The 25,488-nt window shown below is 49.0% G+C and carries 22 protein-coding genes, 1 pseudogene and 1 other annotated feature; of the genes and pseudogenes, 3 read left to right on the top strand and 20 right to left on the bottom strand.

The features are described from left to right. Positions 1–17: 17 nt before the first annotated feature. Positions 18–1,046 carry a heat-inducible transcriptional repressor HrcA gene (gene hrcA, locus ACXX53_RS10625; RefSeq protein ID WP_458568619.1) on the bottom strand — a complete coding sequence of 343 codons (1,029 nt, stop codon included), beginning with the start codon at positions 1,044–1,046 and terminating at the stop codon, positions 18–20. Between the two features lie 331 nt (positions 1,047–1,377). Here hrcA and ACXX53_RS10620 point away from each other — a divergent pair, with 331 nt between their 5' ends. Next, the gene (locus ACXX53_RS10620) at positions 1,378–2,088 is read left to right on the top strand and encodes a DUF421 domain-containing protein (protein WP_458568739.1); all 711 of its coding nucleotides are present in this window, start codon (positions 1,378–1,380) and stop codon (positions 2,086–2,088) included. A 112-nt stretch (positions 2,089–2,200) separates the two neighbouring features. Here ACXX53_RS10620 and ACXX53_RS10615 read toward each other — a convergent pair whose 3' ends face one another. From ACXX53_RS10615 to gpr, 6 genes are all read right to left on the bottom strand, one after another. Then, the gene (locus ACXX53_RS10615) at positions 2,201–2,662 is read right to left on the bottom strand and encodes an N-acetyltransferase (protein WP_458568618.1); all 462 of its coding nucleotides are present in this window, start codon (positions 2,660–2,662) and stop codon (positions 2,201–2,203) included. A gap of 204 nt (positions 2,663–2,866) precedes the next feature. Next, positions 2,867–4,054 carry a radical SAM family heme chaperone HemW gene (gene hemW, locus ACXX53_RS10610; RefSeq protein ID WP_458568617.1) on the bottom strand — a complete coding sequence of 396 codons (1,188 nt, stop codon included), beginning with the start codon at positions 4,052–4,054 and terminating at the stop codon, positions 2,867–2,869. A gap of 94 nt (positions 4,055–4,148) precedes the next feature. Continuing rightward, positions 4,149–5,969 carry a translation elongation factor 4 gene (gene lepA / locus ACXX53_RS10605; protein ID WP_458568616.1) on the bottom strand — a complete coding sequence of 607 codons (1,821 nt, stop codon included), beginning with the start codon at positions 5,967–5,969 and terminating at the stop codon, positions 4,149–4,151. Positions 5,970–6,094: 125 nt separating this feature from the next. After that, a complete protein-coding gene (locus ACXX53_RS10600; protein WP_458568615.1) occupies positions 6,095–6,538 on the bottom strand; it encodes a hypothetical protein in 444 nt (147 codons plus the stop codon). 45 nt (positions 6,539–6,583) lie between these two features. After that, positions 6,584–7,882: a stage II sporulation protein P gene (locus ACXX53_RS10595; RefSeq protein WP_458568614.1), complete on the bottom strand. Its 1,299-nt coding sequence runs from the start codon at positions 7,880–7,882 to the stop codon at positions 6,584–6,586. A gap of 233 nt (positions 7,883–8,115) precedes the next feature. Continuing rightward, positions 8,116–9,117: a GPR endopeptidase gene (gene gpr / locus ACXX53_RS10590; RefSeq protein WP_458568613.1), complete on the bottom strand. Its 1,002-nt coding sequence runs from the start codon at positions 9,115–9,117 to the stop codon at positions 8,116–8,118. Positions 9,118–9,311: 194 nt separating this feature from the next. Here gpr and rpsT point away from each other — a divergent pair, with 194 nt between their 5' ends. Then, positions 9,312–9,584: a 30S ribosomal protein S20 gene (gene rpsT / locus ACXX53_RS10585; RefSeq protein WP_458568612.1), complete on the top strand. Its 273-nt coding sequence runs from the start codon at positions 9,312–9,314 to the stop codon at positions 9,582–9,584. A gap of 57 nt (positions 9,585–9,641) precedes the next feature. On the opposite strand, the gene holA is transcribed toward rpsT, so the two are convergent. The 6 genes from holA to ACXX53_RS10555 form a co-directional block, all read right to left on the bottom strand. Beyond that, positions 9,642–10,694 carry a DNA polymerase III subunit delta gene (gene holA / locus ACXX53_RS10580; protein ID WP_458568611.1) on the bottom strand — a complete coding sequence of 351 codons (1,053 nt, stop codon included), beginning with the start codon at positions 10,692–10,694 and terminating at the stop codon, positions 9,642–9,644. 273 nt (positions 10,695–10,967) lie between these two features. Next, positions 10,968–12,185: an anti-sigma factor family protein gene (locus ACXX53_RS10575; protein ID WP_458568610.1), complete on the bottom strand. Its 1,218-nt coding sequence runs from the start codon at positions 12,183–12,185 to the stop codon at positions 10,968–10,970. A 14-nt stretch (positions 12,186–12,199) separates the two neighbouring features. Next, on the bottom strand, positions 12,200–12,748 hold the full coding sequence (locus ACXX53_RS10570) for an RNA polymerase sigma factor (protein ID WP_458568609.1): 549 nt from the start codon (positions 12,746–12,748) through the stop codon (positions 12,200–12,202). 316 nt (positions 12,749–13,064) lie between these two features. Continuing rightward, complete coding sequence (locus ACXX53_RS10565) at positions 13,065–15,788, bottom strand: DNA internalization-related competence protein ComEC/Rec2 (protein ID WP_458568608.1); 2,724 nt, start codon at positions 15,786–15,788, stop codon at positions 13,065–13,067. Between the two features lie 132 nt (positions 15,789–15,920). Beyond that, on the bottom strand, positions 15,921–16,442 hold the full coding sequence (locus ACXX53_RS10560) for a deoxycytidylate deaminase (protein WP_458568607.1): 522 nt from the start codon (positions 16,440–16,442) through the stop codon (positions 15,921–15,923). A 113-nt stretch (positions 16,443–16,555) separates the two neighbouring features. Continuing rightward, positions 16,556–17,179, bottom strand: a complete 624-nt coding sequence (locus ACXX53_RS10555; protein WP_458568606.1) for a ComEA family DNA-binding protein — start codon at positions 17,177–17,179, stop codon at positions 16,556–16,558. Between the two features lie 183 nt (positions 17,180–17,362). On the opposite strand from ACXX53_RS10555, the gene comER reads away from it, so the two are divergent. Beyond that, the gene (gene comER, locus ACXX53_RS10550; RefSeq protein ID WP_458568605.1) at positions 17,363–18,220 is read left to right on the top strand and encodes a late competence protein ComER; all 858 of its coding nucleotides are present in this window, start codon (positions 17,363–17,365) and stop codon (positions 18,218–18,220) included. Here comER and leuS read toward each other — a convergent pair. The 7 genes and pseudogenes from leuS to yhbY form a co-directional block, all read right to left on the bottom strand. Then, positions 18,201–20,648 (bottom strand): leucine--tRNA ligase, encoded by a 2,448-nt coding sequence (leuS, locus tag ACXX53_RS10545; RefSeq protein WP_458568604.1) that lies wholly within the window; start codon positions 20,646–20,648, stop codon positions 18,201–18,203. The two genes, comER and leuS, sit on opposite strands and share 20 nt — an antisense overlap. Before the next feature lie 583 nt (positions 20,649–21,231). Further along, positions 21,232–21,459, bottom strand: a binding site (T-box leader). A gap of 97 nt (positions 21,460–21,556) precedes the next feature. Next, the gene (locus ACXX53_RS10540) at positions 21,557–22,312 is read right to left on the bottom strand and encodes a class I SAM-dependent DNA methyltransferase (RefSeq protein WP_458568603.1); all 756 of its coding nucleotides are present in this window, start codon (positions 22,310–22,312) and stop codon (positions 21,557–21,559) included. 356 nt (positions 22,313–22,668) lie between these two features. Then, positions 22,669–23,541 (bottom strand): annotated as a pseudogene (locus ACXX53_RS10535) (CvfB family protein); the annotation flags it as partial. Next, the gene (gene rsfS / locus ACXX53_RS10530) at positions 23,538–23,885 is read right to left on the bottom strand and encodes a ribosome silencing factor (protein WP_458568602.1); all 348 of its coding nucleotides are present in this window, start codon (positions 23,883–23,885) and stop codon (positions 23,538–23,540) included. The gene rsfS and the pseudogene ACXX53_RS10535, both read right to left, overlap by 4 nt. A gap of 72 nt (positions 23,886–23,957) precedes the next feature. Next, positions 23,958–24,539 (bottom strand): bis(5'-nucleosyl)-tetraphosphatase (symmetrical) YqeK, encoded by a 582-nt coding sequence (gene yqeK, locus ACXX53_RS10525; RefSeq protein ID WP_458568601.1) that lies wholly within the window; start codon positions 24,537–24,539, stop codon positions 23,958–23,960. Next, the gene (locus ACXX53_RS10520; protein WP_458568600.1) at positions 24,529–25,131 is read right to left on the bottom strand and encodes a nicotinate-nucleotide adenylyltransferase; all 603 of its coding nucleotides are present in this window, start codon (positions 25,129–25,131) and stop codon (positions 24,529–24,531) included. Before ACXX53_RS10520 ends, yqeK begins: the two co-directional genes overlap by 11 nt. 23 nt (positions 25,132–25,154) lie before the next feature. Continuing rightward, positions 25,155–25,448: a ribosome assembly RNA-binding protein YhbY gene (gene yhbY, locus ACXX53_RS10515; RefSeq protein WP_458568599.1), complete on the bottom strand. Its 294-nt coding sequence runs from the start codon at positions 25,446–25,448 to the stop codon at positions 25,155–25,157. Positions 25,449–25,488 lie beyond the last annotated feature (40 nt).

The raw sequence follows: 25,488 nt of genomic DNA, 5'->3' as shown, positions 1-25,488 counted from the left end.
CGGCTTAACCCTTCACGCTACTTATGCCATCGCTGTAAATAAGCGGCTAACTGCGCGGATACATGATGCATCATATTCATGACCTTCGCATAGTCCATTCTTGTCGGACCCAGCAGTCCGATCGTGCCAAGCGGCGTACCGTCAAACGAATACGTTGCAGTAATCAAGCTGCAGTTTGCTATTGCTTCATGAGCATTTTCATTACCAATGCGCACTTGAACACCTGTCGACGCTTCCCCCATCACCTTAATCAAGGTCGGCGTCTCTTCCAGGAGGTCCCAGATCGTCTTAATCTTATCGACATCCTTGAATTCCGGCTGAGACAGCATGTTTGTCGTACCGCTCAAATATATTTCACGATGATCTTCATCACCGCTCAACATATTCTCAATGAGGGCAACCATCTCTTGCGCATGAGCCACATACTTCGATAATTCCTGCCCGACCTCTGTGTAGAGCTGCGCACGCAGCTGAATAAGTGGAGTACCTGTCAGCTTCGCATTCAAGATGTTGACGACCTTCTCCAGCTCACTTGCTGAAACACCCGGCGGAATTGGAACCGTCTTATTCTCTACATGGCCCGTGCTCGTCACGATAATCGCAACTGCTGTATTCTCATCAAGCGGCAGCAGCTGAAAATGGCGCAGCGACGTGTTGAACATCTCTGGTCCAAGCGCAATTGAGGTATAGTTCGTCAACTGCGCCAACACACTGGACGTATGCTGGACAACCTGTTCCATTGCTGTTATTTTTTCCGCAAACATCGATTTGAGTCGTTTCACTTCTTCTGCTGACAAATTGTCCAGGCGAACCAGATGATCTACATAGTAACGGTAGCCCTTCTGAGAAGGAATGCGGCCTGCCGACGTGTGCGGCTGTTCCAAATATCCGAGTTCTTCCAAATCCGCCATCTCGTTGCGGATCGTAGCAGGACTGTAGCCTACATCTCCCCGCTTGGAGATCGTTCTCGAGCCTACAGGTTCAGCAGAGCTGATGTAATCATCTATAATCGCTGTCAATATAAGTCGTTGGCGCTCCGTCAACATGTGCATCCCTCCTCTGATAAGTAACTTGCCATATGTCAATCGCACTGCCCATTTGCCGAAACGCTCGAAACACTCATGTAACGATATAAACAGGCTGCACCCTAACTGCTCATCAGCGAGCATCGGGGCAACCATCATTTCGAAGATCATTAGCACTCATCTCAAACGAGTGCTAACCAGTAATACAAAAATACCAAACGGACGAGATGATTGTCAAGTCAGTTCGGTACTTTAAGCACCTCGGAAATGATCCAAAGGGTTATACGACGCTAATCATGGCAATAGATAAAGTATAAATTTCAATACTTGTACTGGATTAGGATGATGACAACTGAACCCTATTATTGAGATCACGTTAAGATCTATACTGGCATTCGGCGTTATGATGGTAATCACTCGATTACTTGGCAAAGCGACCATCACCCAAATGACCTATCACGACTTCGTAGCTGCTATTACACTGGGCGCTATAACCGGGAACCTCGCTTTTAATATAAAAATGAGCATGTGGCAGCTGCTGATTGCATTAATCGTATATAGTGGAATTGCATATGTATTAATGCGCTTGGCTATGAGCAGCAGACCTATTCGCAAATGGGTCTCTGGTCAGCCCACTGTCCTTATCCAAGAAGGAAAAATTTTAGAGAACAATATGCGCAATCTGAAGTTTACTCTAGATACGTTGAACCAAGAGCTAAGAGAGAAAAACATATTCAACATCGAGGAAGTTGAATATGCCGTGCTGGAGTTGAACGGAAAAGTCTCAGTACTAAGGAAGCAGGAATACCTCCCCGTGTTACGTAAAGATCTAAACTTGCCGAGCAATACGAAGCAGTTGTTTCCAATCGAGCTGATCATGGACGGTGTCATCATTGAAGACAATCTGCAAGTGAACCACATCGACATAGCCTGGCTGCTCAAGCAAGTTAAGAAGCAAGGCCTGTCTGTCGAAGAAGTTAACTATGCGGTAAAAAGCTCAAACGGACATATATATTTCGATCCATACAAGGACAAGATCTCTCATACAGTAGACAAGGAATAATGCTTCATCCGATAAGAAAAAGGGCTTCCTATCGTCATGGACATGACCAATAAGGGGAGCCCCTATTCAAGCAATTCCGTTATCTCCGATATGCTTGATCATAATGGAAGCGTCAGTTCAGAACTTTAAGCACTGCTATCTCGTCACAAGCGTGACGTTTGTTGCAGTACACACAATCCTTCCACACTTTCTCCGGAAAGATCTCCTTCTCAACGACTTCAAAGCCATTCTTCTCAAAGAAGCCTACCGCATACGTTAGTGCCATTAAACGCGGAACCTTGCGCTCACGCGCCAATTCCAACAATTCATCGATGATGAGTGTGCCGATGCCCTGACCTTTATATTCCGGCGAAATGCCTAATGAGCGAATCTCAACGAGATCTGACCCCAAATGGCAGAGAGAGCCGCAGCCGATTAACTGTCCATCCTGCTCAGCTACTATAAAATGTTCGAGCTGATCCAACAACATCTCACGTGTCCGCGGGAGCATAATGGATTGTTCCGCATAGTTTTGTATTAGTTTAAATAAAGACTCAATATCATCCTCAGTCGCTTTTCTGCATCTGGTCTGCATCATTCTGCCCCCCGCCCCAGTTGTTATGGTTTATATTGGTACAACATAATATGAATGAATATACATCAGGATGTATACATTTGCAATAGATAAAATAGAAAAAAGTTCCTAGAACAAGAGAAGGAGCCGAAACGCTATATTCAGCGCTTCGGCTCCTCTATGGGTTGTCGTACAAGATGAAGTTATATTGTGTTGTATTACTGTTTACTTATCTTGCTCCGATTCAGGGCTAGTAGATAAAGCTCCTATGAAGCTGCCAAACACATTATTGCCAAATAGAATACCCCGCTCAGTTAAGCGGTAACCATCTGCGGTTTCCTCTATCAGCTTATCGCCAACAAGCTTATTCAGCTGCTCACCAAACAGATCTTCCGGCTTCTTGCCGTCGAACTGCCGTATGAATCCTTCTCGATTGACCCCCTGCTGCATTCGCAGGCCCAGCATCATGAAGTCTTCCATAGCTTCAGCCTCATCCACCTGGAAGGCATCTATTCTCGGCAATCCTTCACTGCACGCTTTAATGTAAGGATTCACACCTTTTACGTTAATATGACGATGGCGCTGAATATAGCCATGCGCACCCGCACCGAGTCCATAATAATCCTCATTGCGCCAGTACGTCTTATTATGACGGCTATCAAAACCTGGCTTAGCGAAGTTGCTGATCTCATATTGAACGTAGCCGGCAGCCTTCATCCGCTCCATAATGAGTAGATACATATCCAGCTCTTCATCCTCGCTCGGCAGCGGCAGCTCGTTGCGATGATACATCGTGTGGAACAGTGTATTCTCCTCCACCTTCAAGCTGTAGATCGAATAATGAGGCAGATCAAGCTCCAGCGCTTTATCGAGGCTGTGCTCCATCATCGTCAGCGTCTGTTTAGGCAATCCGAACATCAGGTCGATGGACATGTTGGTGAAGCCTACCTGCCGCGCATTCTCAATGCTGCGATAGACATCATCCGTATTGTGAATACGACCTATGCCCTGAAGAAGATCGTTATTGAACGATTGCACCCCGAAGCTGATTCGGTTGACGCCTCCGTCGCGCATCACCCGCAGCTTCTCTGCATCTGTCGTTCCCGGATTAGCTTCCATGCTGAATTCAATCGATTCGTTCCAGTTAGGGAAATACTTGCGTACGGATTCGAGAAAGTACGCCATCTCATCCGGCTTCAACACGGTCGGTGTACCGCCACCGACGAAGATGGTGTCAATTGTTCCTGGCGGATGCAGCTTAACTGTATCAGCCATTTCCTGATTCAACGCATGCAAATAATCCATAACTGGCTGTCCCTTCAACACATAGGAGTTGAAGTCGCAGTAGAAGCATTTATTGGTGCAGAACGGAATATGAATATATACCGCGCGCGGTGCTTGCTGTAACGTCACACTTATCCCTCCTCCTTCTGTGATGAAATGTGATGAAAGTCATTCTCACTCTAACAAGCAGGAAATGGGGGCCTCAGCCCCCATTCACATTAGCTTATTTGGTGTCGTCTATCTTCAAGACCGCCATGAAGGCTTCTTGCGGAATCTCTACGCTTCCGACCTGCTTCATGCGCTTCTTACCTTCCTTCTGCTTCTCGAGCAGCTTCCGTTTACGCGAGATGTCACCGCCGTAACACTTGGCAAGAACGTTCTTGCGCATGGCTTTAACCGTTTCGCGGGAGATAACCTTTGTCCCGATCGAAGCTTGTATCGGCACCTCAAACATCTGACGAGGAATGAGCTCGCGAAGCTTCTCGCAGATCGCTCTGCCGCGATAGAAGGCGCGGTCGCGATGCACGATTACGGACAGCGCATCTACCTGTTCGCCGTTCAGCAGGATATCCATCTTCACGAGGTTGGAACGGCGGTAGCCGCTCAGCTCGTAGTCGAAAGAAGCATAGCCCTTCGTGCTCGATTTCAGTTGGTCGAAGAAGTCATAGACAATCTCGGACAATGGAATCTGATACGTAATCGTAACGCGAGTCGTATCCAGATACTGCATATCTACAAACTCGCCCCGTTTATTCTGACACAGCTCCATGATCGCGCCTACGAAGTCATTTGGAACGATGATTGAAGCTTTAACGAATGGCTCTTCCACATATTCAAGCTTGCCCTGTTCCGGATAGTTGGACGGATTATCGATCTGAATCGTTTCCCCATTCGTCAAGGTGACGCGATAAATAACGCTTGGCGCCGTTGTGATCAACGGAATGTTGAATTCACGCTCGATGCGCTCCTGAATGATCTCCATGTGAAGCAGACCCAAGAATCCGCAGCGGAAGCCGAAGCCAAGCGCTGTCGATGTTTCCGGTTCAAACGTAAGGGAAGCATCGTTCAGCTGCAGCTTCTCTAACGCTTCACGAAGGTCGTTATAGTCGGATGTTTCGATCGGGTATAGACCGCAGAACACCATAGGGTTAATCTTACGGTAACCCGGCAGCGGTTCCAGCGTCGGATTCTTCGCATCTGTTACCGTATCACCGACACGTGTATCGCCGACATTTTTAATACCAGCTACGATAAAGCCGACATCGCCAACATTCAATTGGTCAACCATCGTCATACGAGGCATGAATGCACCGACTTCAATTACCTCAAACGTCTTGTTCGTACCCATCATCTTAATCTTGCTGCCGGCACGAATGGCCCCGTCCACAACACGAACATATACGATTACACCTTTATAAGGATCGTAATGAGAGTCGAAGATAAGAGCTTTGAGCGGCTGATCCGGAGTTCCGGTAGGTGCAGGCACCTTCTGCACGACTTGCTCCAGTATTTCATGTATGCCGATTCCAGCCTTAGCCGAAGCAAGCACAGCATCGGACGCATCCAAGCCGATAACATCCTCTACTTCCTGCTTGACTCGATCTGGATCTGCGCTCGGCAGGTCGATCTTGTTGATGACCGGGATAATCTCAAGATTGTTATCTAACGCCAGATAAACGTTTGCCAAGGTCTGTGCTTCAATCCCTTGGGCAGCATCCACCACGAGCAAGGCTCCTTCGCAAGCAGCCAAGCTTCGAGATACCTCATAGGTGAAATCGACGTGTCCTGGTGTATCAATCAGATTCAAGATATACTCTTCACCGTCATCCGCCTTATAGTTCAAGCGAACGGCTTGAAGCTTAATGGTAATGCCTCTCTCACGTTCCAGGTCCATCGTGTCAAGCACTTGGGCTTGCATTTCTCGATTGGACAGCGCTCCAGTATACTCCAATATACGATCGGCTAACGTAGATTTACCATGGTCAATATGTGCAATGATGCAAAAGTTGCGAATCTTCTTCTGTCGCGACAGCAGTTCTGTCATTCGTAATTCATACCCCCACTACTGAGCCAATATTCAATTTATCTATTATACCGAAAATAACTCCCTCCATCAATGGCAAGGGCACACCACTACATAAATCTAATGGCGTGCCCAATTATTATGTATCAAAATAGTCCGCTAAACAACCCCACAACCGCTTTCATCCCCGCTTCCGACAGCTGAGAGAGCATACCAGCCGCCTTATCTGCCAATTGATTAACCGGAGCATCTTCGACCGGCTGCAGGCCAAGTGTAAGCGGTGGTTCGACTGTATGCTCTTGCTGCGGAACAGTGACATCCTCAGCCGGAACGTAACGCACCTGTTGACGGTCAACATCAATCCAGATTTCTTCCGGCCGCGCACGGTCTGCTGTCCCCCGTTTCTGATCATTCAATTCGTTTGTTATGTTCACCGTTTCCACACGATTATCTATTCGCTTGCCGGTACGATCCGCATCCATAGGACCGTACACACGCTCGATGCCTGCCTGAGTCCACTCTATTCCCACAAATATACCGACCATCAGAATGATAACGAACGCCATCATTTTAGGGGCTAGTCGTTTCATCGTTTCACACCCTCCTCACCGCTCCAGAAGCGGCATATGATCAAGCTATCCACCCGTATTCGATATTTGTTTCTGAACTGAGCCGCTCTCCAGCTTCGACAAGTCCTGTTTCTGCCCAGGCTGGTTTACGGGCTGCACGCCCTGCTTCTCATGCACCAGATCCGCAATTAGCTCGGATAGAACCTCTGCGGTTCGATAGCTTTCCTCCAAGGTGTTGTCTACCCCGCCAATCTCAACAACTACGCTGTTGGGCGATAAGGATTGGTTGTACTCCCCATTGCCTGTAGAAGCATTCTTCCCAAATATTCCCCTGGAAATTCCCGGATACTGCTTCTCCAGCTTATTATGGAGAGATGCCGCGAACTTTTCATTCTGCTTCCAGTTCGGATTGAGCTGACCGATGATAAAGTACACCTTCGCATAATCTTTGCCATTAATCGTGACCGTTGTATTCTTCCGTCTGGCCGCATCGCGATGTAAGTCAAAGAAGAATTGCAATCCGTCATTTTTGTTCATCGCTTCTTTAACGCTATCGCCTGAATACTTATAGGAAAAGTTCCATGAATAACCCTTAACAGTGGATGCATAATCCTTATCGGAATGTACAGCTCCGATTCCACGCTTTTCGAGCTGTTCCTGCAAATATTTGCCCACCTTCGTGATATTGACCTTGGCATCGTTCGGATTAGAAGACTCTTTATCTAGTTCTGGATTCCAGGACTCGCGATTGTGAGAATGATAGATATATACGATCTTATCCAGCTTACCTTCACTGGAGGAAGTATCGTTAGGCTGTCTGCCCGATTTCGGGTCAACCTGTTCAAATTCTTCGTTAACCGGCGTCAAGTCTCCTGGATCTGGAGCACCGCCATGATCTCGGCCTTCATCTCCCGGAAGCGGTGAAAAGTCTGCAGGGCCTGAGGAATTACGATTACCGCTTCCTGCGCGCAGCAGCACCGAAGAGTCGGATGCCGCTCCTGGAAGCTCACCCGCGAGCAGCGTTTTCGGATCTAAGGGATTTACATTTGTTACTAAGCGAAACAGCATGTTTGCCACATCTCGCTTCGTAATTGAGATTTCTTCTCCGCCTTCGACGTTCATCGTTGGCAATTCTAACGCCAGCAATTGCACAAACCATTGTGCCGATAGATGCGAGGCTAGCCCCTTCATCGCTGACGCTGGTGAAGTCTGCAGCTGCTGTCCTACGATTCCGCCGATACTGATCACGATAATAAAAACAGCCGTAGCCACCGTCATCCACAAGAAGGTCCGGCCGGCAGTTAATAGCTTTGCCCATTTATGCTTCCATCTAGCAATATTAAAGGTGCGAAAAGTAGATTTCATCAAATCATCCCCCTTACCTGATGTTGAGCGCTTCAGGAATAGAATCTCTCACATCACACTTTCATAAGCATGCTGTTACTAGAATCTATGAGGACAATGGAATTGATAGAACCTATTTTGTAAAATGAAAGACAATCTTCATATCCAAATCTTTAAGATTCGATACTTTTCTTATCGACAAATAAGGGGCTGTTCCAATGGTAGTCATTCTACACATCGAAAGCCCCTTATCGTTAATGCGTATATGCCGAGACATTATTCGTATCGACTGCTTCATGCAGTGCTGCATTTAAGCCGCTGGCGATGATATTGGCTATATCTTCAACGAATTCATCAACTTCCTTCGGTGTAACGATCAGATCATGACCCAGCGGCTCTAGCACTTCTTTCACCAGCTGAAGACGTGCGTTCTCCCCGATCTCATCAAGCATGCCTAATATATCGCGTGTCTTATCCGTTTCCTGCTTAAAATGGTTGCTCATCATCTCAATCGCATTGTTCACGATCGTCGAAGCATAGCACACCGTCGGGACACCGACCGCTATACATGGTATTCCTAATATTTCACGAGTCAGGCCTTGGCGCTTATTGCCGATGCCGGATCCTGGATGAATCCCGATGTCAGCGATCTGAATCGTCGTATTCACTCGTTCGAGCGCCTTGGATGCGAGCGCGTCAATCGCGATGATGGCATCAGGCTTCGTTTTCTCTGCGATGCTCTGTACGATCTCGCTAGATTCGATGCCTGTTATACCTAGCACACCTGGCGCTACTGCACTTACCTCTCGATAGCCGGGACTTACCTGATCCGGCATGAGCTCGAAATAATGCCGCGTCACCATAATATTCTCTACAACGAGCGGTCCCAGCGCATCTGGTGTTACATTCCAATTGCCAAGCCCTACGATAAGCACTTTATCTGACGGTTTAATGCCAATATCCATCAAGAAGGCTTCAAGCACCTGAGCAAGCTTTGTTGCGACACGATCCTGCAAATCAGAATCCTTGCGGCGCAGGCCAGGTATTTCCAATGTTACATATCTGCCGGGCTGGCGGCCGATCGCTCTGGAGCCTGCCTCATTCTGCACATGAATGCTAGTAAGCTTAATTCCGTCCTTTTCCTCCGTATGCTCTGCAACACCCGGAATCGCAGTCTGCATATCGGGCTCAGCAAGCTCGCGAGCTTCGAGCGCCAAGTCGGTACGAACGGAGTAATGCTGAAGGTCGGCTGTCATCCTAATTCCTCCCGTATTGCCATTGTTCACACTTTCCTAGTGTGCTCTCGGATTTCTATAGTTATACGACTATATGATGTATTGCTTTTTACTAGCTGTCATGATAAACTACTTTAAGTTGTGAATCATTTCAATCGGACCCGTCTGTGAAATTGATTCTCTTGTCGCACTACGATGCAACGGAGGTGAAAGCAATGCCAAACATTAAATCCGCTATTAAACGCGTAAAGACTAACGACAAGCGTCGTATGCTTAACGCTTCTCAAAAATCAGCACTTCGCACAGCTGTTAAAGCCGCTGACGCAGCTTTGGCTAACAACGAAGTAGCAACAGCTCCTGCAGCTGTAGCGCTCGCTTCTAAAAAATTGGACAAAGCCGTAACTAAAGGCTTGATTCATAAGAATGCAGCTGCTCGTAAGAAATCTCGCTTGGTAACGAAATTGAACGCTCTGCTTGCGCAAGCGTAAGCAAGCCTTTCATACTTAGCTTGAAGCGAAACAACCCGAAGATATACGCCATGGCGTCTACCTTCGGGTTGTTTTTTGTTCATTGCGCGGCGACCCTGCCGCAATCCGCATTATAAACAGCTCCAAGCCGAGCGTCTTCTCCACCCTGCCTGTCTTCATCTCATAATCCAGTTCTGCCGCTTCTGCCAACCATTGGGCTAACGAGCCGGCATCATGTCCTCTTCCCTGTTCGGCGGCAACCTTCACCGCGTACGGATGAAGCCCCAATTGGGATGCCGTCTGCTGTTGGCTGAAGCTCTGACCTGTCAACTCCTTAACCTGCAGCATAATACGCAGCTGTCGGATGATCAGTGCGATAATCTTTATCGGCTCCTCCTTCTGCTTCAAGAGTTCATGAAGTGTGCCGATTGCTTGATCCGCGCGCTGTCGAATCACATCCTCCACTAGCTGAAACACGTTCTGCTCCGTATTTTTTGCGATGAGCTGGTTCACGGTCTGAACGTCGATAACACCGCCATTGCCGGCATATAGGCTCAACTTCTCAAGCTCCGCTGATAAGGTCTGGAGCTGTGTTCCCGCACTATTCAGCAGCGCTTCAACTGCCGCATGATCAATATGGGCATTCAGGCTCTCAGCCTGCTTCTTAACCCATTGAATCAGCTCGTCTGCGCTGAAAGGCTGAAATGACAGCACTGAATCTGCCGCTTTGACTGCTTTCACGACCTTCTTGCGTTCATCCAGCTTGTCCGCTTGTACTAGAAAGACAAGAATGCTCGTCTCATTAGGAGACTCCATATAAGAGAGCAGTCGATCTACGCGGTGCTCAAGCTTGCCCTCTTTGCCCGAGGCAAAGATCGTCTGATCTTTAACGAGGATCAGCTTGCGATCGACTAGAAACGGCAGCAGGTTCGCTTCCTCCACTACAACATCGATCGTCGATTCGGAGGTATCCATTTTCATAATCGCCAAGTCACGATGTTCCTCCGGAATAATCGTCTTGATTAAATATTGCACGAACTCATTCATGCGATACTTCTCTGTACCGTACAACACATATATAGGGCGTACATCGCCTTGCTTAATCGCTTTCGCGGCTGATTTCATATCCACACGAGTTCCTCTCCTTCCGTCCATCATCATAACAAAGATCAATACAAAAACAAAGGGACTGCGCGACATTCATCACACAATCCCTTTGTACCCAACATCTATGATAAACGTCAGCGACAACGGCCTAGGTCCGCTGCGCCAGCGATTACACGACATTCGGGAACGATATCCTTCATTTCTTCCTACCTAATTATACGTATCGAAGCTCAAAAGTGTGCATCCTATATGAGCCTTTTTATTGCGGATTTCGAATCGGATTCATCCATACAGATCTTACTTGGAAGAAGCCACTGTCTGATCAGACGTCTGTGTTAAACCCTCGCTGCTGACTTCAAAGGTCGTTTCTACTCTGTTGCCATCTTTATCCGTAGTCACAACCACAATGAACGAACTGTCCTCAGACCATATAAACTCAATCGGCTCATCTGCCCAAGGCATACTTTGAATAGTGGCAATCTTATTGCCATTAACCGAGTTCAAAGTAAGAACATGATCCTTCCAGATCACCTCATAAGCATGATCCGGCGAGAATGCAGTTACATGATTCATAAACGCTATCCCTTTATCGACTGAGCCTGGATTCTGCTCATCCACAGTCTTGACTTCCTTTGTCCCCTGACCGCTTAGCGAATTCACGGAATCACCAGCTTGATCCTCCACTTTAATCGGGTCCTTCTCGTTCAGTTGTTCCTTCTGAAATTGGGCTCTAGGTTCATTAGAAACCTTAGCTGACGGCAAATCATCGCTCTTCTTGTTGCTGCCAGGAGTTGACGTTTTAGCATCATTCTTGTCTTCTTGTTCAGGAGCGATAGACCTCTTGCCCTCCGGTTCGGAGCCGCCAGTGGACTGCCCCTCTTCCGCTTCAGCAGTTGCAGCAACTGGAGTCTCGTCGAAAGTTTTCTGCGGTTCCACCGTTTTCTCTTGCTTCGCCGAATTCGTTTCCAGCTGCTCTGCTTGACTAGATCGTGTATCCATCATCCGACTGTCCTGCTTCGATTGTTGGTTCTCTGACTTTAATTCTGCGAAATCAGCGCTCTCTTGCACCCTCGCTCCTTCGTAATTAACCATAAACAGACCGAATACAAGGCCTGCCGCGACGACCGCACTTGAGGTACGCCAATTAATTCGATCGAACCAACGATTGCGAACAACCGGCCGTTCATCCTCTTTAGCTGGGAACTGTTTAACATTCGTCTGTGTGTTGCTATTCGGCTTCAGTTCAGTTACATCTGCGCTTGCATCCTGCTTAGCGCTTCCATCAGCCGATGATTTCAGCGCGTTCAAACGATCAATCTCATTCAATTGCGGTAATATGGCATCAACTAAGCTTACCTTAGGCATTACTTTTGGAAGCTGCTCCAAACCATCATTCAGCATCTTGAGTCGTTCAAACATTTCGGCGCATGCGGAGCAAGAATGCAAATGTTCTGTCAGCAGGCTGTGTTCCGATTGATCCAAGTCGTGATCCAACTGTCTTTGTATCAGTTCCATCACCTCTGAACAGTTCATCCTCGCACACCACCTTTCTCATAATCTCGTAGCAGCGTTTGCAATTGTTGACGCGCGCGGAATAAGTATGATTTAACTGTGTTCAGCGGCAAATTAAGACTTTCCGCAATCTCGTTGTATGAAAAATCCTGCAAGTAGCGCAATACTACAACTGCGCGATGATGCTCAGGCAGTTGTCCGATCGCTTCACGGATATCTTGCGCCGCATATGCATTAAATACTTCTTTCTCTACACTTTCATTCCCATGAAACACGAGATTGTGCTCATCAATTGAAACGGTTGGTTTGGCTCGGCGGAATTTATCAATAGCGATATTGGTGACAATCCGCTGAACCCACGTCTTGAATTGAGCTTTCTCCTCGTACGAGTTTATTTTCGAATAAATTCGAATCAATGCTTCTTGGGACGCGTCCATAGCATCTTGCTCATTGTGCAGCAAATAGAACGCTGTACGATATACATACGGTTCTATTTCTCGCAAAAGGGTGATGAGCGCTTCGCGATCACCGGATTGAGCGGCTCTGATGAGCTCTGACTCTATCACTAAGATCCCCCTCTCTTGCATATCCATTAACGAGTCAAACTCGAAAATGGTTGCAGCTATTTTATTTTTTTCGTGATATTTCTCGTTAGTTATGTAGGTAGAAGTAACCAGACTCCCATTTATTTCCATATCATTAAAAAGGAGCGGACGCTGGACAGCGCCCACCCCCTATCTTATCAGACGTTACTACCAATGTCTTTGTCTCATTGTCAACACTAGAAATATTTTTGCTAACTTTTTCTATAAAAATGCTGTCTACCCCTTACAGTGCAATCCTAGCACGTTTCCGATCCATCTTCAAATCTACCCTTCCATTCTAATCCAATGTCCCCCCTGCAGCTCTTACTTTTAGCCTATTGCGCATAACCTTGAATTGGATCTCTCCATCGAGATCTGTTCGATAGATCAGACTTCCAGCCTGCTCCAATCTCCTCAGTGCATCGGGACTTGGATGACCGTAACGATTGCCGCGGCCTGCTGAAATCGTGCTCACAACAGGTCTCCACCTCTCCACCCACTCTAAATGGCTGGAGGATTTGCTGCCATGATGCGCTACCTTCAGCATATGTATGCGTTTTGGCAGCATCGCCATGGTCTGCTGTACAGCTTCAATACTCTCCGTATCAGCTACGTTCGTATTTTCCAGTTGAAGAATGGCTCTTTCCTCAGGTATACCAATGTCCCCCGTAAACAGTATGGTAATCGGCTCTGAATGGGGCAAAGCTTGGCTGGACGATTGATTCTGCCCTTGATTCTGTGCAATGCTCAGCAGAAGTACGAGCGTAGCTTCATTTTGATTCTTCAGCTCAGGCAAGCTCGTCGATATTAAGCTGTTGGAATCCGCTGATGCCGAATGCACCGGGAATAATACGTCCAATCGGGTCTGTTTATCCAGCTGCCAGTAATCTCCCTTCTTCCAGCTAATGATCGGGATTCGCTTATTCAACGCAATCTGATACAGCTCCTCAAGCACAACCGAATCTTTCCAAGTACCATTCATAACGACCCGATCCACAGGAATGTGTTGCAGTACAGCTCTTAATCCTCCTGCATGATCTGTATCCCCGTGCGTCACTATAACAGCGTCCAGATGCCGTACACCGCGCTGTTTGAGCAGCGGTACTAGCCTGTCTTCCCCTACCTCGTAAGGTTGACGTCTCTGCTTCCATTCATCTCCCGGCTTGGCGAACGATATCGTCCCGCCGCCATCAATAAGCAGATTGCGTCCGCTGGCAGTACGAATAAGCGTGCAGTCCCCTTGACCGACATCAATAATGGAAATGATCGTGTTCGCAGGCTGGCCGTAATTGTATCCCATCAGAAGCAAGCACGCGAACAAGCTAAGCAGCCCGCTGATTCTTAAGCCCCATCGCCGCTTGCTCCGTAACGGTACTAACATGAAGCCATCGAGCGGAGCTGTATCATCATTTTCCGCAGCAGAAGTCTTAAATTGCGTATCTTCCTCCCACCTGAGTCTTACTTTTAGCAACATACCGAGAGTAAAGTAATAGGCCAGAATCCACCAGAGCGGTACTTTAGGCCATATTACCGTCGTCCCCTCAATCTGGGCAAGCCAATCCATAATGGAAAAAGTCCATTCATTACACTGAGACGTGAGCCACGCTAGAGGCTTGGCAAGATCGATTGACATAAGCGACAACAGCAATATCAGGCTGGCAAGCGGTAGGACGATAAGGCTGATGAAGGGGACTAGTGCGAAGTTAGTGATTAGCGATAAGCTGGAGATCTGGTTGAAATAGTAGACAGTGAGCGGAAATGACACGATCTGTGCTGTCACTGTAACGGCAATCGAAGAGCGAAGCCATACTGGCCATCTGGCAGGCAATAGACGTACAGCCGGTGGAACACCAATAACCAGTCCTGCAGTTACTGCAAATGAGAGCTGAAAGCTGACATCTAGCGCATAATAAGGCTCCCACCACAGCATGAGCAGCAGTGCTGCTGACAGCAGATGCAGCCCATCCTTCAGCCAGCCCTGCCGAAGGCCGATTAGACTGAGCATAGCCATCACTCCAGCGCGAATGACTGAAGGCGATGCCCCAGTAAACAGAACGTAGATCGGAACCAGACAGATAACGATAGTCAAGCCAGTCTCTCGAGTTAGTCGAAATGGCCGCAGCAACAGCAGACATGAAGCTGTGAATACTCCTACATGCAGTCCAGAGATCGCCAAGACATGAGTTAGCCCTAATTGAGCAAAGGTTTGCTCGATTTCCGGGTCCAGCCCGCTTCTTAAACCTAGCACCAGCCCTTCCAAATAAGAGCTCTCATGCGGCGGGAATAGTGCATGGTATACTTCGGCCGCCTTAATCCGCAGCCGCTCTAATTGAATCATGATCCAGCTTGGCAGCTCTCCTATTCTCCATTGATCTTCTTCGCTCATCAAGGATAATGAATTCGCACCTTTAGTCTGCAGGAGCCAATATATATGCTTAGTCTTTAAATATTGACGGTAATTAAAGGCACCGAAGTTCGTTGCCTGAGCCGGTTGCACAAGCTCTCCCGCAATCTGGACTTGACTTCCTTTCTGCCAAGCGGGCAGCATTTCTAGTTCACGCTCCGTTGACAGCTTTAATTGGACGAGCACCATTTCAGATTCTTTGAGCGATACAGGAGCTTTATTCTCTGCATTCCAAGTGTATACTTCCATCTGAAACTGCACACGATCTCCATCTCGTTCTGGTGTAGTATGAATCCGACCGGTTGCCGTTCCTCGAAGCAGAGGATTTCCTTCAACAGATTGCTCAGTCGCAGCCTGCCCCATTGCTTTAATCCCTGTAGGCAATTGTGTAACCTGCTCGCTGTCATAGAGTGTGAAGCTGAATAATGCTGCTGCCATGAGCAAGAAGTACACCGAAGTGAGCCGCACTGTGATTAGACCACGCTTCAGCAGAAGCGGTGTGAATGCGAATATGCCTAGCATCATGAGGAGCGCATGATCCACTTGCATACTCACAGCAAGATATATCCCGATCACCCAACAGCAGGCGGCTACTACGATCGGTCTTTGCTTTAACACGAGCATCACTCTTCCTTCTCAAGATTAGTGCACGTAACCAAAAAGAACCCTTCAGACAGCACACGACAAACGTGTAACAGTCCGAAAGGTTCTTCCCTACGTAACATATATAAGAAATAACAAGAAAGGAGACTAGTTAATCGTCTCCATCATCGTTTCAGCAGGTGGCTGATAGTGTTCCAGTTGTCGGAATACGATGCCCTTCTGAGCCATCATGTCGCTCACCTTATCTTTGTCCTTCGGATAAAGGCGGTGGAACACAATCTCGGATACACCACTGTTCGCCAACATATTAGCGCATGTCCAACATGGCTGATCCGTCACATATACGATCGAGCCTTCACGGTCTGCCCGATCGGTAAACAGCAGCAGGTTCTGTTCCGCGTGAATGGTTCGGATACAACGCTGTTTCTTGACCATCTCTTCTCTGCCGTCTGGATGAACGACCAACTCAAGCTGTTCAGCGATCATGCAGCCTGCTTCACTGCAATCAGGCACTCCCATCGGAGCTCCATTATAAGCTGTTCCGAGCAGCTTTTTGCCCTGTACGAGCACGGCTCCAACGTGCCGACGCGAACATTGCGAACGAGTTGAAACCATATAAGCGATGTCCATAAAGTATGTGTCCCAATCTTTACGAATCGTATCTGTCATCTACCATTGCTCCTATCTTTTTCGCTCCTAGGCTCTGCAGCAAGTCGTGAAGCTTATTATTTCTATTGTAAACAGGCGTATGCAAGCGCGCAACCTATTGTATAACATCAAGCTTAGATTTGAATGTGAGGTTTGAGCTTCTCCAGCACCTTCGGTCCAATTCCTTTGACTTCCAACAAATCTTCCACTTTCTTATAAGCTCCATTCTTCTCACGGTACTCAATGATTGCCTTAGCTTTCGACGGCCCTATTCCAGGCAACTGAGTCAACTGTTCGGCAGTAGCTTGGTTAATATTCATCTTGGACTCACCGCTGCTGTCTGAACTAGTTTCCGACTTAGCCGCTGCACCATCAGCAGCTTTCGTCTCCGTATTCGATTCTATGATCGCCTCAGTCTTCGTGTCTGGTTTGCCCTCTGATGTCGTACCAGCCATTGCAGAAACCGGCTCAACATTGACTTCTACCGATGATATATTTGGGCTCGGTGCATTCATACTATTTTCAGTTGACTTGCTTTCTTTATTGTTTTGAGCGGACGTCTCAGAAGATGAGTTCTTTTCGCTTTCCTTAGACTCAAGCATCGTATGAACCTGTTGACTCACATCCTGCCAGGCGCTTTCGCTCTGCTCCTGCGGCAGCAGCCATACGGCTACTATTAATCCTGCTCCAATTAATACGCTTACTGCAACGAATATCCATGAGTGAAATAAGCTCAATCCAAGCCGATTTCGTTTCATTATATCCCTCCAACATTTTATTTTCACTTCATGTCATGCTTACTAGGAAACACGCATATTGGCCAACCTTGTCACCATATAGTTGGTTAATGATCTGAGCATGAGCTTGACACACTATTTTAATATTTTCATAAAATACGCTATAAAGCGTTAATACAGTATTTCAACAAAGGAGGGAGACCCGTGAAGGTAGGATTTGTCGGAACTGGGAGTATGGGTACGATCTTGATCGAATCCTTCATTCAATCTGGGGCGCTTCTGCCCGATCAGATTACCGTTACCAATAGGACAATTAGCAAAGCCCACAATCTTGCTGCCCGCTTTCCAGGATTACAGGTATGTGCCACAATATCGGAGGTGGCATCTGCTTGCGACATCTTATTCATATGTGTAAAGCCATTGGAATTTAAGCGCGTCATAGACGAGCTGATTCCAGTCGAACGCCCTGAAATGATTACGGTATCGATTACAAGCCCAGTCTTAATTGAGCATCTGGAAAATAGCCTCAAGAGCAAGGTTGCAAAAGTCATCCCCAGCATCACAAACTATGTGTGCAGCGGAGCATCAATATGTATGTATGGAAGTCGTATAGAGGAAAATGATCGCCTCATGCTTGAACAGTTATTGAAGACTATTAGTAGACCGATTCATATTGCAGAGAAGTTCACACGTATGACCAGTGATCTATCGAGCTGCGGCCCGGCCTTTATCGCGTTCTTTATGCAAAAATGGGTAGATGCTGCTGTAGAAATGATCGGTATCGATCGAGAAGAAGCCTCGCGGCTTGGAAGTGAAATGCTATTGGGGACAGGCAAACTGTTGACAGAAGGCAGCATGTCGCTGGAACAGCTGCAACAGCGCGTAGCCGTCCCCGGCGGAATTACCGCCGAGGCGCTGCGCTTGCTGGATAATAAGCTGGGAGGTGTATTCCATCAGCTTATTCAGGTAACTCATGCTAAATATGAAGAGGACCTTGAGAAAGTCAATTCCCTATTCTACGGTCCTTTACAATCTACAAGCGTTAACCCACCACAATGTTGATGAGACGACCCTTGACAGCAATGACTTTGCGGACGGTTTTGCCGTTAATAGCGGCTTGAACGTTCGCTTGGCTCATTGCTTTTTCTTGCATTGCAGCTTCATCGTCATCAGCTGCAACCATGATGCGTTCAACGATCTTACCGTTTACTTGCACGGCAACCTCGATTTCAGCGTCAACTGTCAATTTCTCATCATATGTCGGCCAAGCGACGTAAGTAATCGTCTCTTGATGGCCCAGACGCTCCCACAGCTCTTCAGCGATATGAGGAGCAAGAGGAGACAGCAATTGCACGAAGTTCTCCATTGCTTGACGTGGGAGTTTGTCTTTCTTATATGCTTCATTCACGAAGATCATCAGCTGGCTGATTGCGGTATTGAATCGCATTCCTTCCAGATCCTCAGTAACCTTTTTCACTGTCTTATGCCATGTGCGTATGAAGTCTTCATCGCCGCCATCGTCTACGATCTTGGCTGAAATAGTTTGATCGTCCGAAATGAACAATCTCCATATACGGCTTAGGAAGCGGTGCATACCTTCAACACCGTTCGTATTCCATGGCTTAACTGCTTCAAGCGGCCCCATGAACATCTCGTACATACGCAGCGTATCTGCGCCATATGTGTACACAATGTCATCAGGATTAATAACGTTGCCGCGCGACTTCGACATCTTCTCATTGTTCGTGCCCAGGATCATACCTTGGTTGACGAGCTTTTGGAACGGCTCCTTCGTCGACACAACGCCGATATCATACAGCACCTTGTGCCAGAAACGAGCGTACAGCAGGTGAAGCACAGCATGCTCTACTCCGCCGATATAAAGGTCAACCGGCAGCCACTTCTCCTGCAGCTCCTTGGAGCAGATCTCCTCGTTATTCTTTGGATCGATATAGCGCAGGTAATACCAGCTGCTTCCCGCCCACTGCGGCATCGTGTTCGTCTCACGGCGCGCCTTCATGCCTGTTTCCGGATCAACGGTTTCGACCCATTCCTTCACATTGGCAAGCGGAGATTCGCCTGTTCCAGATGGACGGATCTGGTCGACATCCGGAAGCATAAGCGGCAGCTCGGATTCTGGCACTGTCTTCATCGTTCCGTCTTCCAGATGCAGAATTGGAATCGGCTCGCCCCAATAACGTTGACGGCTGAACAGCCAGTCACGCAGGCGGTAAGTAACCTTGCCTTGGCCGACACCCTTCTCCTGCAGCCATTCAATCATGCGCGCAATGGCAGCTTCGTTGTTCAATCCGTTCAGGAAGTCGGAGTTCACATGCTCTCCATCGCCATCGTAAGCTTCTTCGTTCACATTGCCGCCGGATACGACTTCAATGATCGGCAGTGCAAACTGCTTCGCGAATTCCCAGTCGCGTTCGTCATGTCCTGGCACCGCCATAATCGCGCCTGTACCATAGCCTGCAAGCACATAATCCGCAATCCAGATCGGTGTCTTCACGCCACTTACCGGGTTGATTGCATAAGCGCCTGTGAACACGCCGGACTTGTCTTTCGCCAAGTCTGTTCGCTCCAGATCGCTCTTGCGAGCCGCTTGCTCTTGGTAAGCTTTAACCGCATCAAGCTGCTCCGCTGTCGTTATCTTCTCCACCAGCTGATGCTCAGGAGCAAGTACGCAATAAGTTGCGCCAAAAAGTGTGTCTGGACGAGTTGTGAAGACGACGAGCTCCTCCGCATCGCTATGTCCTTCGATCGCAAAGTGTACTTCTGCACCCGTTGATTTACCGACCCAATGACGCTGCATATCCTTGATGCTTTCCGGCCAATCCAGCTCATCCAGATCTTCCAGCAGGCGCTCAGCATATTCCGTAATCTTCAGTACCCATTGGCGCATCGGCTTGCGAATAACCGGATGGTTGCCGCGTTCTGACAAGCCGTCGATAACTTCCTCATTAGCAAGCACGGTTCCGAGCGCCGGGCACCAGTTCACCGGTACTTCATCAACATACGCCAAGCCCTTATTGAACAGCTGAATAAAGATCCACTGTGTCCATTTGTAATATTCCGGATCAGTCGTACTGATCTCGCGGTCCCAATCGTAAGAGAAGCCAAGCGACTTGATCTGACGACGGAAGTTGTCGATGTTAGCAATCGTAAATTCGCGCGGGTGCTTGCCTGTATCAATCGCATACTGCTCCGCTGGAAGACCGAAAGCGTCCCATCCCATTGGATGAAGCACGTTATATCCGCGCATGCGCTTGTATCGGGACAGGATATCTGTCGCTGTGTAACCCTCTGGATGGCCTACATGAAGTCCTGCTCCAGACGGATAAGGGAACATATCAAGCGCATAAAACTTAGGCGCGCTTTCCTGTTCTATCGTCTTGAACGTCTTGTGCTCATCCCAGTACTTCTGCCATTTCGGTTCAATGGTGAGCGGTTGATAGCCCACTGGTTGTTTCTCTTCTGTACTCATGTGAAACTCCTCCATTACACTTCTATAATCAGCTTAAAGCTCAGTTCCTTCGGTGCTGCTAAGACCACAACAAGCATTCGTGATCTCGCAGCCGCGGGGCCCGTAAGACGGGTTTTACCCGTTACAGCACTCCTGAGTGCACGATTGACACCTCGTAACAGGGTAAAACCCGGTTAGCTCGAGCGAGTTTGCCTCGATGCGACTGATCTGTGCGGCCCGTAAGACGGTTTTTACCCGTTACAGCGCTCACGCGTGCTCGGTTGGCACCTCGTAACGGGGTATAACCCGGTTATCTCGAGCGGGGCCGTTTCGATACGACTGCTCTGCAGCGCGTAAGACGGGTTTTACCTGTTACAGCGCTCCTGCGTGCTCGATTGGTACCTCGTAACGGGGGAATACCCTGTTATCTCGCGCGGAGCCGTTTCGATGCGACTGTTCTGCAGCGCGTAAGACGGGTTTTACCCGTTACGGCACTCCGTCGGCTCATCAGACAATCTGTAACAGGGGAATACCCCTTTACAGAACTCGAGCCTCGCTGAAGGACTGATTGAATGCAAAAAAGTCCCTCATCCTTAGCGAATACGCTAGGGACGAGAGACTTGGTTTCTCGCGGTACCACCCTAGTTAGCGACTGACATGCCTTGTCAAGCGCTCCCTCAACACCCTTAACGCGGGCTAAACGGCACGGTCTACTTCAAGTTCAACCGCGCGACTCAGAGGGGAGTTCACCTGCATTCATCACCGACTCACACCTGCCGTCGGCTCTCTGGGGATGTGCTGCAATGCTACTGATCCTCTTCAACGTCTACTTAAAATATGCTGCTATAACAGTCCAAGACTGTGAGAATTACATCCATCATATGAAAAAACAAGCGCATTGTCAATGGATGTAGCAACTTGTCTGATCTTTACTTGCGCGCTGCGATAAACAGCCTTCCCGTAGTATCATCAGGCTGTTCCAGCTTGAACTCGCCATACAAATCCACATCACGGAAGCCGGCAGCCTTCAGTTCCTGCACGACCCATTCCGGAGAGTACACCCGCTGGGTGTGTGTTTCATCGATCCGGTCATAGCGTCCGCTGTCCTCATCCTCGACGAATATCGTCAATTGATGCTCAATCTGCTTGCGTTTCTCATCATATTCACTGTACCAGATATAAGCGATATCTCCCTCATCCAGCGTAAAAGGCTGCTCGGCCGCGTACTGCTCAAACTGCCGTTCAAGATGCATATCGAGCAGGAACAATCCGCCTGGCTGCAGCTGATTGTATGTGCGCTGAATAACCGCCGTGACGTCCTCTGGTTCCGTTAAATAGTTAATGGAATCGCAAAATGAAATGACAGAATCGACAAGCTCCGGCGCTTCCCATTCCCGCATGTCCTGGCAGACCCACTGTACAGCACCTCGCATGCGGCCTGAACGCATCTCCTTCTCACGTGCGATCGAGAGCATCGTCTCGGACAAGTCGATCCCGATCACGCTGAACCCTCGCTCTGCAAGCGGCAGCGCCACACTTCCCGTCCCGCAGCCAAGATCGGCTACCGTACGAGGTTGAAGCCCATAATGCTCCCATGCTGCTATGGCAAATGCAGTCCAAGCCTCATAAGGCATATCCGCCATCAACCGATCATATACGAGCGCAAATCGGCCATATGCTTCCATCTCAGTCCGCCCCCTCGTTATCGCTGCGGACGACGCTTGTCCGTTCCTGGTCGCGAGTCAGCGCGCTCACCTCTGCGCTCCTGGTCTCCAGATGGGCGATCCGATGCCGGGCGCGGCTTGGCTTGCGCGTCCCCGTTCCACGGCTGGCTGTAAGTCTTGACAGCCTGATTGCCGCTGCGGTTGTGGCCGCCTTCATGCGGACGCGGCTTTCCGCCGCCGCGCTTCGGCGCCCCTTGCCCATGCGCCGGTCGCGCAGGCGCATGACCAGCCTTAGGCGCAGCCGCTGGCTTGCGCCACTCGGACGGCAAGCTGCTAAGCGTCTGTGCTGCAGCAGCAGGATCAACGGACGCGCCAAGCTCAGTTAGCTTCGTCCAGCTGCCGTCCTGCGTGCAGTAGCCCGCCTTCATCAAGCGGCCCATCGCGCGCTTGAACGCCGACTTCGACATCTGGAAGCGCGACTTCACGATGTCGGCAGGCGTCTCGTCCGAATACGGCATCGCCCCATTCGGACGCTCTCTCAGGAAGCCGAACAGCTTCACGGCATCCTGATCCATGCCCACTTCCTTGCGCTCAGCCAGCGTCACGTTGACGCGTCCGTCCTCACGGACATGCGAGATGCGGACGCGGACCCGCGCGCCGACACGCAGCGGCGTCGGACGCTCCGTCTCATGCAGCAGTCCGATCGCACCGAAGCCGAGCGGGCCGCCTTCGACGACAAAGAACGTGCCCTTGCGGAGTGCACGATAAACGACCGCGTCATGCCAAGTGTTCAGCCAGCTCTGCGGCGCGTGGAACACCAGCTTCTCCAGATCTTCTTCGCCAGCCATCTTGGCGACCAGTCGCCCTACCTTATCGTGAATAAGCTTCACGTAGATGCTGTCGCCTAGCTCTGGGCGCAGGGGCTTGAACTCAGGCATCTCGCTCATAGGAAGCAGCAGTTGGCGTCCGATACCCATTTCCAAGAACATGCCGTAACGAGGATGAACATCAGCTACTTTCAGCGCCGCTACCTCATTCAAGGTGATAAGCGGCTTCTTCATCGTTGAAGCAAGACGATCCTCAGTGTCGAAGAACAGGAATACTTCGATCTCCTCATCAATCTCGATCGGCCGCGTCAGCTCTGTATAGTGCAGGATCACGTCCTGCTCCTCATCCGTCATAAAATAACCGTAAGGCGACACTTCACGCGCCACTCTCAGGCGTTGTATCGTACCCGCTTCTAGTGTCATGCCAACGTCACGACTTTCGCGTCAGACCACAGCTTCTCAAGATTGTAATATTCTCGCTCTTCACGATGGAACACGTGAACGATCACATCACCAAGATCAAGCAGCACCCAGCGGCCTGAATTCAGTCCTTCGGTTCCGCGAATATGAGTGCCAGTTTCATGTACACGCTTGCGAATTTCGTTCGCAATTGCTTGCACTTGTGTATCAGAATTACCGTGACAGATCACAAAATAGTCCGCGATTAACGATATACCTTGCAAATCCAGCGCAACGATGTCCATTGCTTTTTTCTCTTCTGCCGCATCAACGCAAATTTCAAGTAATTGTTTAGGTGATATTGCCATTTTTCAGCCTCCCAAGCTTCTTCATCTATCGTCCGGTCGTATCCGATTTAGCCGGAACGGAGCCTTATGATACTAGTGTTGACCCTTCGACCACTCTTCAATCAAGCTGTTGCGAGCTATGATCGTGAGCGGGAAGATTCGTTTATGTTTCAATAACAGGAAAGAGATCGTGGAATCGAAGCCTGCAATCAGGCTTTCTTCCAGATTATGTTTGGCCAGCTCGCGAATATGATCGACTCCGGGAAAGTCGCGGCCAGGCTCGATATAATCCGCCAAGCACACGATCTTATCCAGCTTCGTCATTCTTTCACGCCCGGATGTATGATAACGAATTGCGTCCAGAATCTCCATGTCAGTGACACCGTATTCCTTCTCTGCAATATAAGCGCCGACAGGCGCATGCCACAGCGACTTGTCATGTTCAAGCAGCTCACTTGGTAGCCCCTGCTCGCGGATAATACGCTCCATCTTGTCCGTAGACCAATACTTCACAACATCGTGCAGGAGAGCCGCTAGATCCGCCTTGACCGGGTCTTCCCCGAATCGGTCAGCCAGCTCCACTGCTGACTGCATCACGCCTTCGGTGTGACGCCAACGCTTCTCTGGCATCTGCGAACGAACAGCGAGCATTAATTGCTCACGGCTAAGATTCATACAATCCCCACCTTTGCGAATATTGTAATACCGCATCTGGAACTAGATAGCGTATAGAAAGTCCCTGTTCAATACGCTCCCGAACATCTGTAGAGGAGATATCAATCAGAGGCATCGGTGCAGGAACTACGCGTGAGCGCCATGCTCCAGGAAGCTCATGAATCTTCCAAGTCGAGCCTGGACGTTGAACGCCAATGAACCGAATACGTTCCATCAGCTCGTCAATTCCGTTCCAGTTGGGCAAATAATGCACCATGTCGCCGCCGATAATCCAGAACCACTCGATCTCCGGGTACTCGGACTGCAGCCATTTTACCGTTTCCAAGGTGTAGGAGACCCCTCCATGTTCCATTTCCCAAGTGCACAAATGAAAGGATTCATTCTCCAGTATGGCCAAGCGAACCATCTCGACACGCTGTTCCGCTGTGACTGCAGACTTCTTCTCCTTATGGGGCGGCACGTGAGTGGGCATAAACCACACTTGATCCAGATGCATCGCTTCCTTAGCCGACTCAGCCGCAACAAGATGACCTACATGAATAGGATCAAACGTTCCGCCCAGTACACCGATCCGTTTCATCGGCACTGTCATGCCGTTGTCCTCCTCATTCGCGACTAATTAGGCAGTACAATTTCCTTATGGTCACGGGACTCTTTGTACAAGACGATCGTTTTGCCGATGACTTGCACCAATTCTGAACCGGAGCCCTTAGCAAGCTCCTCCGCGATCTCATTGCGATCATCATCGCAATTGTTCAGTACAGATATCTTGATCAGCTCGCGAGTCTCAATCGCTTCTTCAATATGTCGGATCAACTGATCATTGACTCCGCCTTTGCCGACCTGAAAGATCGGAGTGAGATGATGCGCAAGTGAGCGCAGATGACGTTTTTGTTTGCCTGTTAACATGTTTTTCTTCCTTCCCTGCTCCATAGCTGACCTAAGGAGC

Source organism: Paenibacillus marinisediminis (assembly GCF_054343325.1).
This window is presented reverse-complemented; position numbering and strand designations above follow the sequence as displayed.

Bases quoted from the DNA above. Each gene is read 5' to 3' on its own strand.
- ACXX53_RS10560 (WP_458568607.1), bottom strand. From the start codon at position 16,442: ATGACAGATACGATTCGTAAAGATTGGGACACATACTTTATGGACATC.
- ACXX53_RS10595 (WP_458568614.1), bottom strand. From the start codon at position 7,882: ATGAAATCTACTTTTCGCACCTTTAATATTGCTAGATGGAAGCATAAA.
- leuS (WP_458568604.1), bottom strand. From the start codon at position 20,648: ATGAGTACAGAAGAGAAACAACCAGTGGGCTATCAACCGCTCACCATT.
- yqeK (WP_458568601.1), bottom strand. From the start codon at position 24,539: ATGAATCTTAGCCGTGAGCAATTAATGCTCGCTGTTCGTTCGCAGATG.
- lepA (WP_458568616.1), bottom strand. From the start codon at position 5,969: ATGACAGAACTGCTGTCGCGACAGAAGAAGATTCGCAACTTTTGCATC.
- ACXX53_RS10520 (WP_458568600.1), bottom strand. From the start codon at position 25,131: ATGACAGTGCCGATGAAACGGATCGGTGTACTGGGCGGAACGTTTGAT.
- rsfS (WP_458568602.1), bottom strand. From the start codon at position 23,885: ATGGCAATATCACCTAAACAATTACTTGAAATTTGCGTTGATGCGGCA.
- ACXX53_RS10615 (WP_458568618.1), bottom strand. From the start codon at position 2,662: ATGCAGACCAGATGCAGAAAAGCGACTGAGGATGATATTGAGTCTTTA.
- ACXX53_RS10540 (WP_458568603.1), bottom strand. From the start codon at position 22,312: ATGGAAGCATATGGCCGATTTGCGCTCGTATATGATCGGTTGATGGCG.
- hrcA (WP_458568619.1), bottom strand. From the start codon at position 1,046: ATGTTGACGGAGCGCCAACGACTTATATTGACAGCGATTATAGATGAT.
- ACXX53_RS10555 (WP_458568606.1), bottom strand. From the start codon at position 17,179: ATGAAACGAAATCGGCTTGGATTGAGCTTATTTCACTCATGGATATTC.
- yhbY (WP_458568599.1), bottom strand. From the start codon at position 25,448: ATGTTAACAGGCAAACAAAAACGTCATCTGCGCTCACTTGCGCATCAT.
- ACXX53_RS10600 (WP_458568615.1), bottom strand. From the start codon at position 6,538: ATGAAACGACTAGCCCCTAAAATGATGGCGTTCGTTATCATTCTGATG.
- gpr (WP_458568613.1), bottom strand. From the start codon at position 9,117: ATGACAGCCGACCTTCAGCATTACTCCGTTCGTACCGACTTGGCGCTC.
- rpsT (WP_458568612.1), top strand. From the start codon at position 9,312: ATGCCAAACATTAAATCCGCTATTAAACGCGTAAAGACTAACGACAAG.
- ACXX53_RS10575 (WP_458568610.1), bottom strand. From the start codon at position 12,185: ATGGAACTGATACAAAGACAGTTGGATCACGACTTGGATCAATCGGAA.